Source organism: Pedobacter sp. GSP4, assembly GCF_051857575.1.
Lineage (GTDB): Bacteria > Bacteroidota > Bacteroidia > Sphingobacteriales > Sphingobacteriaceae > Pedobacter.
Genome location: NZ_JBPZIR010000001.1, coordinates 864872 through 877530, shown reverse-complemented (window position 1 = coordinate 877530; position 12659 = coordinate 864872). Strand labels below are relative to the sequence as shown.

The window sequence follows — 12659 nt, the reverse complement described above, 5'->3', positions numbered from 1 at the left end:
TTTATGATCTTTTTTATGCCTCTTGAGTCCATCCTTTCTCTGTAAAAGCGTAGTGATGGCAAAAGGAGCAAACGTTTGCGTTTTATAATATTCTACAGTAGTGCGGCTATAGTGCAAATCCCCCTCAAAAGCACTAAAAACCTCATAATTGCCTCATTTACGCACACATTTCAAACAAACGTTTGCGCTGCATTAACCATTTGAAATTAATTTTTATGGTGATAGTTTAGTAGTATCCGGTTTAAAAAAATACATGCTATGGACATAAGAACAACTTTTATCCCTCCTTGATTAACCGCTCCCAACCCGCTCCTAAAACAACGAACCAAAAACTAACCTAATCAAAAAAACATGAAGAAATTTATTTTAATAATTTCCTTTATTGCCTGTGCTTTTATATTAAAGGCACAAAACCGTACCGTTTCTGGTACTGTAACCGACAGTAAAAAGCTTCCCCTCCCTGGAATTACCGTAAGCGTAGTGGGCACCAAAACAGCCACACAGACCGATGGCAACGGAAAATTTACCATTAGCGCCGACAATGGAAGTACACTTGAATTTAAAGCATTGGGCTTTAGCACCCAAACCATTAAAGTGGGCAGCAGCACAACAATAAACGTTTCATTAACCGATCAAACCACAGATCTGGATGCTGTAACCGTTGTTGGTTACACCACCAAAAAGAAATCGGAAATTTCCAGTGCGGTAACTACCGTAAGCGGATCGCAGCTTAACGATGTAACTTCGGTAAACCTGGGCAACCTGCTGCAGGGTAAAGCACCGGGCGTTGTGGCGAGTTCGGCCTCTGGCGATCCAACAGCCGGGTCAACGATTGTAGTTCGTGGCGTTGGCAGTATTAATGCAGGTATTGGTCCACTCGTTGTTGTTGACGGAAATATTGGCGGCACGTATAATCCTGCCGATGTAGACAACATTACCATTTTGAGGGATGCCGCAGCAACGGGTTTATATGGATCGAGGGCTGCAAACGGCGTAATCATTGTAACCACCAAGAAAGGTAAGGCCGGAGAAACCAGGTTCAGCTTAAACTCAACAGTAGGTTTTGCCAAAGCCACTACGGGTAATTTTCAATTGATGAACGCACAACAGCTTTACGATTACCAGAAAACCTTCTTTACCGCCCCTCCTGCTGCTTCACTGGTAAATACGGATACCGATTGGTGGAACGAGGCTTTTAGAACGGCAATGGTAAACAACCATACGTTAACTGCTTCGGGCGGAAGCGATAAAACTCAGTTTTACATCTCTGGCAACTATTTTAAAGAAGAAGGTACGCTAATCAATAACGATAAAACACAATATAGTTTAAGGGCCAATCTTACCTCACAGCTAACAAAAAAACTTAAATTAACTGCTTTACTGAGCGGAATTGTAATTAATGATAATTATAACCCTGAGAGCGCAGTTTATCAAGCCTACCTGAACATGCCTTATGATCCGGCATACAATGCCGATGGCAGCCCAACTGATCCGCGGAATATCCCATCATGGAAAGGAAGAGACCGTTCTAACTTTTTGCAGGGTTTACAATATAACTATTCGAAAGCCAGAAGCGTTACCACCACGGGCGACGTTAACCTGGACTACGACCTGCTTAAAAACCTAACCCTTTCCAGCTATAACAGAGCCACTATAGCAAACGGCCGTTCAAATAATTATTACGACAGGCGGAGCCAGAGCGGTGCTACCAATTTGGGAACAGCATCGTTAAGCAATACTTTTTCTACTACTTTACTTTCCTCTAACCGGATTAGATATGCTGTAAATTTTGGTCAGCATAGCCTTAGCGTTTTGGGCGTTGCCGAGATAGAAAGCTATAAATACGATGCCAGTGGCATTACAGCCAAAGGGCTACCTGCCGGTATGGATGCCATTAACACCGCTACTGACATTGTAAACAAACCTACCGGAAGAAATGATCAGTACCAAAATATAAAATATTTAGCTCAGGCCGATTATAGTTATAAGAGCAAATATTATTTAATAGCCTCTGTAGTTAATGAATATTCTTCAAGGTTTGGGAAAAATAATCCTGCTGCAACTTTTTACCAAGCAGGTGCATCGTGGATTTTATCCAATGAAGATTTTTTAAAGAGCAACACTACACTTACATTTTTAAAGCTACGAACTAGTTTTGGTACCACTGGAAACCAGAATTTCAGAGCAGATAACAACCTAGATGGTTTATACGAATCGTTAGGTTTATATAATCTAAATGCTGCAGCCTCTTACAATGGCCAAACAGGCGCTTTCCCAACACAGCTTGCCAACCCGGATTTAACCTGGGAAAAATCGAGAGCATACAATTTAGGACTAGATTTCGGTTTATTTAAACGCATTGACATTACCATTGACATCTATGATAAACGTAACTCTGATTTATTATTCGCAGTTCCACTTCCATCAACTGTTGGTTACCAAACAATTAGAAGAAATGTTGGTGCCGTAAGAAACCGTGGTTTAGAGTTTACCATTAACTCCAAAAATATCCAGTTAAAAGATTTTAACTGGGAAACCAGCTTCAACATGTCGTTTAACCGCAATAAAGTAATGGAACTTAACCAAGGCTTGTTGGTGGTAAACACCAGTACGCAGCCTATTGCCCTTGGGCACGATATGGATGAATGGTACATGCAAAAATGGGCAGGTGTAAACCCTGCAGATGGCAAGCCGCTTTGGGAAAAATTAGACGACCCAACAGGTGTAACCAGCACATATAATCAAGCTACCAGACAGTATACCGGAAAATCATCAGCACCTAAATTTAGCGGTGGTTTAACCAATACCCTGGCCTACAAAAACTTTACTCTTTCGGCCTTTTTAAATTTTGTGTATGGCAACTGGGTGTATAACGATAGCCGTTTCTATTTCGATAACGATGGTGTTTATGAAAGTTACAACCAACAGGTATTGCCAAAAGGTTCGGTAAGGTGGACAACCCCAGGCCAAACCGATGCCACCCATCCACAGGCCAAATTTGGAGGCAACCTTCAATCGCACCAAACCTCTACCCGCTTTTTGGAAAACGGAAGTTATTTAAGATTGAGAAATGTAACCGTAGGATACAATTTACCTACCAACTGGCTAAAAAAGGCATCGATAAATGCAGCTCGCCTGTATGTTAGTGGCGATAACTTATTTACGGCCACCAAGTTTTCGGGGGTAGACCCAGAGGTTGACCTAACCGGTGGCATATCATCTTTCAGATACCCAACAAGCAGAAGATTTGTTTTTGGCGTTAATTTAACTTTCTAACCTAAATAAGATCAAAATGAAATTATATCATAATCATATTATAAAAGTTGCAATGGCAGCCTGCATTGTTTTTGCTGCAACGGCCTGCCGTAAAGATTACTTTCCTTCTGATAGAGTGGAAGATTCTGGCTTACTGAACACCATTGATGGTATGCGAACCGCAACGTTGGGTAATTATGCCACATTGAAAGGTTTAAATTACGAGAACAATTACCATTGGCTGGCCGAGCTTCCATCGGATGAGGTAGCACAGGGCCAAAATTCATCAAGTGATGTAACTAACTTATACAAATACACACATTTGGTCAATTCTGCCAATGCAACGGCCTATTTCCAGCAGGCTTATTACATTGCCGCAGCTGCGAATAAAATTATTAGGCTTATACCCGATAATTCTTCAGCAGAGCTATTGCAGATTAAAGGAGAAAACCTGTTCTTAAGGGCTATGCTGCACTTCAATTTGGTACGGATGTTTGGAAGGCCCTATGCACAAAACCCAACCAGCAACCCCGGCGTTCCAATTTTAAGCGAAACTGTTAGTGAAGCAGATGCCGCCATTATTAAAAGAAGTACAGTGGCCCAGGTTTACGATTTCGTGTTGGCCGACCTATTGAAAGCAGCACAATATATAAAAGATGAGAAAGGAAATAGTTTTGCCTCAAAAATGGCAGCTAATGCACTCCTATCAAGAGTTTATCTGTACATGGATAACAATGCCAAAGCGGTAGAATATGCCAATATGGTAATTGGATCAAACAAATATCAGCTGCTTCAAAATGCCGAATACCAAAACTATTTTAGGGTTGCACCAGAAACCAACAAGGAAAGCATTTTTGCCATTAAACATACCAAAACCGAAAACTACGATTATTCTGCTGTTGGCTCTTTGTACTATAGTGGCGATGCCAATGGCAATGCCTTAGGTCAGGGAGAAAGTGGATGGGGAGAAATATATGCTTCGGTTAAGTATTACAATTTCCTGAATAAATATCCTCAGGATAAGCGCAAAAGCTTTATCTCGCCATATATTGTAAATGGTGTACAACAGTTAAATACCAAATTAACACCAGCGGCACCCATTTACTATGTAAACAAAAACAACCTGCAAGAAGGCGTAATTAATTTAACATCGCCTGTTTACTTACGTTTAGCAGAGATATACCTCAACCGGGCAGAGGCCAATGCCAAGCTAAACAATGCACAATTGGCTTTAGATGATGTGAATATCATCAGAACCCGTGCAGGAATTCCGACTTATACTTTGGCCGATATTACGCCAACGCACAGCATATTGGATATTGTACTGGAAGAAAGATGGTTGGAACTGGCTTTTGAAGGCCAGCGGGCTTACGACCTGTTCAGGAATAACCGCCCAGTAGTGAGGGATTACCCCGGAACACACTCTACCATTAATGGTTCTGTAAATCAGACCATTAACCCAACAGATGCAAGGGTGATTTACTTTATTCCACAAACCGAACGCGATAAAAACCCTAATTTATCGCAAAACCCATAAGTATGCTTAAATATTACGGGCTGAATCATAAAAATAAATTCTTATTCATGATTCAGCCCGTTTTTGTATCCTGTCTACAAAAATCACAATAAATTATTCCCTAAAAATCTAAAGAAGTTTTTTTGTCGTATATGCTGGTAAGTCCCAAAAAACCGGATCATCCACATGGCGTCTATTTATCAAAGACTTCTCATTATACTCATCTTAACCATCGCTTTTGCGGGGAAGATGGCAGTATATGCCATAATGGTTCAAAAATCGCCACAAGAAGTGGTTAAAGAAAACAACAAACAAGATAAGCCTTCCAACAGTGAAAATGATGGACAGGAAGAAGAGAAACTCAAACTCGAAGATCTTGCCATTAACCGGTTAACTCCGTTCAGCTTCTTAAATTTTACCCAGGCTAAAACCAGACTATTTATCACCGATTACAAACTGGTTAGCCGTTATTTACAAACATTAGAGTACCCTCCTAAATAAGTGTAAGCACTTATCCTTAACTAATAATTTTCTTAATTAAATCTTAAAACCATGGTAAAAGCCAAACTTTTCACCATAGTAGTCCTATTGACTATTATGACCCCTATTTTATTTTCTGCGTGCAAGAAAGACAGGAACAACATGCCTGAACAAGAAACCTTAACCCCCGGACCAGATGTTAACCTGTATGCCCTTACTGCCGATAATAAACTTTTATTAATTAATGCTAAAAATCCAACAGCTATAACCGCCCAGGTAACTATTTCTGGGCTGCAAAGCGGAGAAAGCATTTTAGGCATCGATTTCCGCCCTGCTACCGGGCAGCTGTATGGCGTTGGCAGCACAAGCCGTATTTATGTAATTGACCAAAAAACGGGCGCTGCGCGGTCTATTTCTACTGCACCGTTTACGCCAGCCTTAAGCGGAACCTCAGTAGGTTTTGATTTTAACCCAACTGTAGACCGTATCCGTCTGGTTACCTCAACCGGGCAAAATTTACGCTTAAATCCTGAAACTGGAACCGTAGCAGCCACAGATGGCGCAATTAACGGGGTAACCAATGCAAAAGCTTCGTCAGTTGCCTATACCCAAAATAAGGCTGGCGCGAGTACGACCGTGCTTTTCGATATCGATATTGCAAACGATAAACTGCATAAGCAAGATCCGCCAAATGATGGTAAACTGGTTGAAGTTGGCAGTTTGGGCTTCGACTTTGAAGATATTGGCGGTTTCGACATCAATCCGGATGGCACAGCAGCATTAGCTGCTTTAACAACCGGTGGAAAATCGGGCTTATACCTGATTGACCTTACTTCAGGAAAAGCTTCGAAAATCAGTAATGTTGATCAACAGATTACAGGTATTGCCATTCCTACCGAACCGGTTGCCTATGCTGTTTCAAATAACAACGAATTATTAATTTTTAATCCTACTGCTGCAAGCCCAACGTTAGTAGTTAAAGCAATTACGGGCATACAAACCGGAGAGAGTATTTTAGGTATCGATATGCGCCCATTAAATGGGCAATTGTTTGCCATTGGAAGCACAAGCAGAATTTATTCGATCAATGCTTCATCTGGTGCAGCTGCAATGGTCGGAACCGGGCCACTTACTACCCTGTTAACGGCTACACAAGTGGGAATAGATTTTAATCCAACGGTTGATCGCATCAGGATAGTTGGCAACACCGGCCAAAACTTCAGGATAAACCCAGCCGATGCTGTACTTACAGTAGATAGCCCGATTTCGTTAAGCAACGTGGCGATTTCAGGGGCTGCATATACCAATAATTTTGCAGGTGCAGCAACAACAGTATTGTTCGATATCGATTCTACCACAGACCGTTTATACAAACAAGACCCACCAAATGCCGGAACATTGGTTGATGTTGGCCCGCTTGGTGTAAATGTTGAAGCCAATAGTGGTTTCGATATTGGCGGTACCAGCGGACTTGCTTACGGTATTTTTACAGTTGGCGGTGTGCAAAAATTATATACAGTAAATTTAACCACAGGTGCGGCAACCCCCGGTGCTACAATCAGCACTGCTGTGCGCGGCTTTACTTTAGGCTTGGGTTTTTAAGCCATTTTATTTTCAAACAAAAAAGCAAAAGCCTTTCAATCCTGAAAGGCTTTTGCTTTAACTAATGTTTACGGTATCTACTAAGAACTAATCCGCATGCTAAAATTAGTGCTTTTACGTTCCCCCGTACAACCTTAAGTATTTTATGAGCAAAATTTGATAATTACATTAAAACCCGATTAGAATTAAGTTAATTTGGCATTTAAGCAAGCTTTTCAAGCTCAAAATACTCATTCCTTCTCTTTTGGATAGTGGATGGTGATATCCTGTTTCTGGTAAGGTATAATAATATCATTGGTTTTGAACGCTTCGTTTATTGCCACAATTAAATCGCTTTTTGTATTGGCTGCATTGCCGATCTGCTTGGTCCAGAAATAAATTTTAATCCCGATGGCACTATCGGCAAACTGCTCGTATTGCACAGCCGGTGCAGGACTTTTAATAATTCTTTCTTCTTGGCTCAGCACATCCATCAAAACTGCTCTGATTTTTTGAAGGTCGCTGTTATACGCAACATTTACGTTTATCGATATCCGCTTACGGTTTCCACCTAACGACCAATTGATAAGGTGGGCATTCAACAGGTCGCCGTTTGGCATCACTACATCTGCACCATCCCAGGTAGAAATAACGCTGCTCCTAAACCCGATCGATTTCATGGTACCTGCCTGCCCGTCAACATCAACAATATCGCCAACATTAACCGGCTTTTCAAAAGCGATAATCAGACCACTTGCCAGGTTATTAACCAAAGTTTGCAGGCCAAAGCCTATACCAACACCTAATGCGCCCAATATAATCGTTATCCTATCTATAGGTATGCCCGCAGCAGCTACAGCCAAAAATAAACCAATGGCCAAAATCGCAATGCGCACCAACAATAACCAGCTCCCAATGCCATAGCGCTTATTATCGTCATTATGTTCGAGATGCTTATCGCTGGCAAAAAAGGATACGACCTTTGATACAATTACCGATATTACAATAATGACGACAAAAAGTAATAGCGTATTGATGCTGAAAGTATAATCGCCAATGGTCCTATCTTCCGTAAAAAATTCTTTCAATGGTTTAGAAAAATAGCTGTATGCCGGAAAATTCCGACCAAATAAAACTAACCAGCCTATAATAAGCAGTGCATAAAACAGCAATGGCGCCCGCTTGCCCACCTTAGAGAAATTTAAATAGAAAAGCTTTTTATCCTGCCCAGCATAGATGTTAAAGGCTAGGTTTAGGCCTTCGTTAATGAGCCTTACTGTCCAAAGAAATAAAATAGCTACCACTACGTTTAAGTAACCGCCTATAAAAAATGTTTTGGCCAGGTTATACCGTCCAAGGAGGTTCATTAATACAGACATGCTTTCTAAAAACACCATCAGGGCAATCGAATACACTATCCATTTCTCACGCAGGGTATCTCTTTTGCCTTTTAATAAAGTAAATACCCCAAAAAATATCCCTGTTGCCGAGATAATCAAAATCACCCATCTTTCCGTTCTCGACGCCTGCAATATCAAATTATCAATAACGGCAAGCCCAAAAAGCACAACCATGGCCAACCAAACATTCATCCAGTATTTGTTGATGAAACGTTTGAAGATTATGCTTAACGCGATACAGCAGCTGATCCATAAGATGGCATTGAGTATGAATGGAGGTGACTGAAAAATGAACTGAAATATACTGATCACAATGAGCAGCGCCGAAAGAAATGGATACCTGATAACCAGTTGCCCCTCCATATTTTCGTGCAGTAAATTAGAATCTTTGTAAATATTTTTGAGCGATTTTAAATAGGTAAATGATAAAAATACCAACAACATCAAGGTTAATAGTTTGCCATAATTGTTTTCTGCATAGAAACCCAATGTCATAAGGCCTTTGGTCCACGAATTTGCCAATATTTCGCCAAAGGGGCGGTAATGACCTTCAGGACCTAATAGATTTCCAAACTCCCGCTTAAAACCATTATCGGCCATGGCCTGTTGATAGAATTCGATATCTTCCAGATGGTTCTGCAGTTTAAATACCGAAACATTTACCTGGTTAAGTAAACTTTGGATATTGCTGTTCGCGATTTTTAGCATGCTATCTACAGGCTTAACTTCGCGGGCCACTAAAACCACCTTGTTTAGGTATTTCATCAGGGAAACAGAATCCTGAGGGAACTTAAAAAGCGCAGGTTCACTGGATAAAGAATCGAGCTGATACCGAAAGTTATTGAGCAGCTGTTGATTGGCATCCAAACTTATTTTTCGCGCATTTGCCTTTTTTAGCAGCTCGGCAAGTATTTTGGAAGTAGCGGTAAGGTTGCGGAAAGTGTGTGCCGTGCCCTTATTGGTAAATACGCCATCACCTGCCTTTACAAAATCATCATCAATTTCCTTTAACTCGTTCTTAATACCAGGCGTATCCAAACCATTGTTTAAATAGTTTCTGGCCTTTTGCATGGTTTTTCTAAACTGCTCAAAAATCCTGATCTGATCGATTGTGGCCTTATCTGCTTCAAACTCCTCCTTACTCTTTTTGGCAGAACGCTTTGCAAAATCCTGCATTTTTTGAACAAAGGTCTGTTTAAGGCTATCAGATAAAGTACTGCCATGCAAACTATCCTGCTTTTGTGCCCTAAGCAGATTAAATGTGCACATTAATATCAGGATGAGTAAAAAGGCTTTGATTTTCATGAGCGGTAGAATTAATCAATAATACGAAAAACCGTTAAAACAATCAAACAGCCATCAACAGCCAACCTTACAACACTCATAATCATAGTATTACCACAAAATCAGTTTAACCCTGTCATCAGTTGTAAATTTATTGGGCAGCAATACATTGAAAGCTTTTTTACTTGCTTAGCTCCATCCCTTCCTTATCTTTGTAACCTTAACCGCTATAATTTAAATCACATATTATAATGTCAGACGAGAAAATAATCTTTTCTATGGCAGGTGTAAATAAAATTTACCCTCCACAAAAACAGGTTTTAAAAAATATTTACCTTTCATTCTTTTACGGGGCCAAAATCGGTGTTATCGGTTTAAATGGTTCTGGTAAGTCATCCCTTTTAAAAATTATTGCCGGTTTAGATAAATCTTACCAGGGCGAGGTTGTTTTCTCGCCAGGCTATTCAGTTGGTTATTTGGCGCAGGAACCAATCCTTGATCCAGAGAAAACCGTGCGCGAAGTAGTTGAAGAAGGTGTGGCCGAAGTAACCGCCATTTTGAAAGAATACGAAGAAGTAAACGAAGCTTTTGGTTTAGAGGAAAATTATTCTGATCCAGATGCGATGGATAAACTGATGGCCAGACAGGGAGAGCTTCAGGATAAGATTGATGCTTTGGGTGCATGGGAAATTGATTCGAAACTGGAAAGAGCAATGGATGCTTTGCGCTGCCCTGATCCCGACACGAAAATTGGGGTACTATCGGGCGGTGAGCGCCGCCGTGTGGCCATGTGCCGTTTGTTGCTGCAACATCCTGATGTTTTATTATTGGATGAGCCTACCAACCACTTGGATGCCGAAAGTATCGATTGGCTAGAGCAGTTTTTACAAAACTACGAAGGAACAGTAATTGCGGTTACCCACGATAGGTATTTCTTGGATAACGTTGCCGGATGGATTTTAGAGTTAGACCGCGGCGAAGGTATTCCATGGAAAGGTAACTACAGCAGCTGGTTAGACCAAAAGGCTAAACGCTTATCTCAGGAAGAAAAAACAGAAAGCAAGCGCCAAAAAACTTTAGAACGCGAGTTGGAATGGGTACGTATGGCCCCAAAAGCACGCCATGCAAAATCGAAAGCACGTTTAGCCAATTACGATAAATTAGCCTCAGAAGATGGTAAAGAAAGAGAAGATAAATTAGAGCTTTTTATACCTGCAGGCCCACGTTTGGGTAATGTGGTAATTGAAGCTACCAATGTAACCAAAGCCTACGGCGATAAAGTATTGTTCGATAATTTAAACTTTTCTCTTCCTCCAGCGGGTATTGTGGGTATTATCGGGCCAAATGGTGCGGGTAAAACCACCTTGTTCCGTTTAATTACCGGCCAGGAAGAGGCAGATACCGGTACTTTCCGCGTGGGTGAAACCGTAGAACTGGGTTACGTAGATCAGATGCATAACGACCTGGATGCCGATAAAACCGTTTACGAAAACATTACCGATGGTTTGGATAACATACAGCTGGGAACAAAAGCTGTTAATGGCCGTGCCTATGTTTCTAAATTCAATTTCAATGGTGGCGATCAGCAGAAAAAAGTAGGAATCCTATCTGGTGGTGAGCGCAACCGTGTACATTTGGCTATTACGTTGAAAAAGGGTGCAAACGTATTGCTACTGGATGAGCCTACCAACGATATCGACGTAAATACACTGCGTGCACTTGAAGAAGCTTTAGAAAACTTTGGCGGTTGTGCTGTGGTGATTAGTCACGATAGGTGGTTTTTAGATAGGATCTGTACACACATTCTTGCTTTCGAAGGTAACTCTGAAGTTTATTTCTTTGAAGGTAACTACTCCGATTACGAAGAAAACCGTAAGAAACGTTTGGGTGATGTTACACCAAAACGAATCAGATATAAAAAATTAAGTTAATAAAAAGTCCCGGTGAAAATCGGGACTTTTTTGTTTTAAAAGCGTTAAAGACTTCCGAAGTTAAAAAGAATAGCCCCCAGAAAACTTCGGGAATCTTCACAAGACGATTTAAATAGGCTGAGCAACTGGTACAGGCCTTTGATTCTCTTTCGCTTTACGTTTACCCCTAAAGAAAAAATACAGGTTAATGAATAGCATTATACCGAGGTAAATGGCAAAACCACCAATTTTAGAACTTAGTGCCTCTATTAAATTGCGATAATCGTTCGTGCTGATGGTAATCTTCATAATCAACAGCGCAAACCCAATGTTCAACAGGTAAAAACCCGTTTCAAAAAGTTTATTTGTAGCATTGGCAATCTCTTCCCTTCCCTTAAAAATATCGAGCATATAAACTTTACTGTTTTTGAACAGGGTTTTTGAAACATATAAGGTTAAGAAGAGCGCAACTGGTAAATAAACCGCATAGCCGATTAAAATTTTTGTCGTTTCCATGATTTAGTTTTTAGATTGTTATTTTATTAATTTATGAATGGTATTGGTGAGCAGATAAATATTTAAATAATGTAGCATAGATAAAATACATACAATGGTTGCGATTTTGATTGCCATAACTTCTATTAGCTGTTGCGATGAGACGACCGTTTCCCAGCCTACCAAAGTAATTGCAGCATATCCGATATTGACCAGGTAATAAGAAACCAGCAGCGATTTATTAATCTGTTGGCAGAGGTCTAAATGATCTGGAATGAGTGATGCAACAAAGATATTTCCATTGCGGTAGCATATTTTTCCTACTATCACGATGATGCAGGTGATCACAGTAATAAAAATACCATAGCCAAGTATATTGTAATCCATAACCTATAAATTTAATTACACAACTTTCAGGAAATAATGAAAGTATATATCAAAAAAAATAGGCCTTTAAGGCTTAATTTAATATATGCGATGCACCAATCCCCTTCATGGGTAAAAGTAAAATAAAATTATTAAACTTTCAAATATTATTGAAAATTCATTAAACAAAATAATAAGTGATACTGATGGGTCTTATTTATTATTGGTTTCTACTTTGCTGTAAGATTCTTCACTGCGTTCAGAATGACAGCAAAGGAAAGTTACTTGTGTTTTATGATGCTTAATATCTGCATTATCTAACCAATGAACTATTGACATGCGAACTTTTAGCCACGGATTCACGGAGAACAC

8 protein-coding genes are annotated in these 12659 nt (G+C 40.2%); 5 read left to right on the top strand and 3 right to left on the bottom strand.

The features are described 5' to 3' along the window. Positions 1-351: 351 nt before the first annotated feature. The 4 genes from ACS5PU_RS03550 to ACS5PU_RS03535 all read left to right on the top strand — a co-directional run bounded on the left by ACS5PU_RS03550 (position 352) and on the right by ACS5PU_RS03535 (position 6853). On the top strand, positions 352-3276 hold the full coding sequence (locus tag ACS5PU_RS03550; protein WP_439457888.1) for a SusC/RagA family TonB-linked outer membrane protein: 2925 nt from the start codon (positions 352-354) through the stop codon (positions 3274-3276). A gap of 16 nt (positions 3277-3292) precedes the next feature. Next, positions 3293-4792: a RagB/SusD family nutrient uptake outer membrane protein gene (locus tag ACS5PU_RS03545; RefSeq protein ID WP_439457887.1), complete on the top strand. Its 1500-nt coding sequence runs from the start codon at positions 3293-3295 to the stop codon at positions 4790-4792. Positions 4793-4957: 165 nt separating this feature from the next. Beyond that, positions 4958-5272 carry a hypothetical protein gene (locus ACS5PU_RS03540; RefSeq protein ID WP_439457886.1) on the top strand — a complete coding sequence of 105 codons (315 nt, stop codon included), beginning with the start codon at positions 4958-4960 and terminating at the stop codon, positions 5270-5272. Positions 5273-5323: 51 nt separating this feature from the next. After that, entirely contained in the window at positions 5324-6853 is a 1530-nt protein-coding gene (locus ACS5PU_RS03535; protein ID WP_439457885.1) for a DUF4394 domain-containing protein, read from the top strand. Positions 6854-7083: 230 nt separating this feature from the next. Here ACS5PU_RS03535 and ACS5PU_RS03530 read toward each other — a convergent pair whose 3' ends face one another. Continuing rightward, entirely contained in the window at positions 7084-9537 is a 2454-nt protein-coding gene (locus ACS5PU_RS03530; protein ID WP_439457884.1) for a mechanosensitive ion channel family protein, read from the bottom strand. Positions 9538-9767: 230 nt separating this feature from the next. On the opposite strand from ACS5PU_RS03530, the gene ettA reads away from it, so the two are divergent. Then, on the top strand, positions 9768-11447 hold the full coding sequence (gene ettA / locus ACS5PU_RS03525) for an energy-dependent translational throttle protein EttA (RefSeq protein ID WP_439457883.1): 1680 nt from the start codon (positions 9768-9770) through the stop codon (positions 11445-11447). 108 nt (positions 11448-11555) lie between these two features. Here the strand turns inward: ettA and ACS5PU_RS03520 are convergent, their stop codons facing one another. Together ACS5PU_RS03520 and ACS5PU_RS03515 are read right to left on the bottom strand one after the other, a co-directional pair. Continuing rightward, positions 11556-11942 (bottom strand): hypothetical protein, encoded by a 387-nt coding sequence (locus tag ACS5PU_RS03520; protein ID WP_439457882.1) that lies wholly within the window; start codon positions 11940-11942, stop codon positions 11556-11558. A gap of 18 nt (positions 11943-11960) precedes the next feature. Then, a complete protein-coding gene (locus tag ACS5PU_RS03515; RefSeq protein ID WP_439457881.1) occupies positions 11961-12308 on the bottom strand; it encodes a hypothetical protein in 348 nt (115 codons plus the stop codon). Positions 12309-12659: the final 351 nt, after the last annotated feature.

Bases quoted from the DNA above. Each gene is read 5' to 3' on its own strand.
- ACS5PU_RS03515 (WP_439457881.1), bottom strand. From the start codon at position 12,308: ATGGATTACAATATACTTGGCTATGGTATTTTTATTACTGTGATCACC.
- ACS5PU_RS03550 (WP_439457888.1), top strand. From the start codon at position 352: ATGAAGAAATTTATTTTAATAATTTCCTTTATTGCCTGTGCTTTTATA.
- ACS5PU_RS03545 (WP_439457887.1), top strand. From the start codon at position 3,293: ATGAAATTATATCATAATCATATTATAAAAGTTGCAATGGCAGCCTGC.
- ACS5PU_RS03540 (WP_439457886.1), top strand. From the start codon at position 4,958: ATGGCGTCTATTTATCAAAGACTTCTCATTATACTCATCTTAACCATC.
- ettA (WP_439457883.1), top strand. From the start codon at position 9,768: ATGTCAGACGAGAAAATAATCTTTTCTATGGCAGGTGTAAATAAAATT.
- ACS5PU_RS03520 (WP_439457882.1), bottom strand. From the start codon at position 11,942: ATGGAAACGACAAAAATTTTAATCGGCTATGCGGTTTATTTACCAGTT.
- ACS5PU_RS03530 (WP_439457884.1), bottom strand. From the start codon at position 9,537: ATGAAAATCAAAGCCTTTTTACTCATCCTGATATTAATGTGCACATTT.
- ACS5PU_RS03535 (WP_439457885.1), top strand. From the start codon at position 5,324: ATGGTAAAAGCCAAACTTTTCACCATAGTAGTCCTATTGACTATTATG.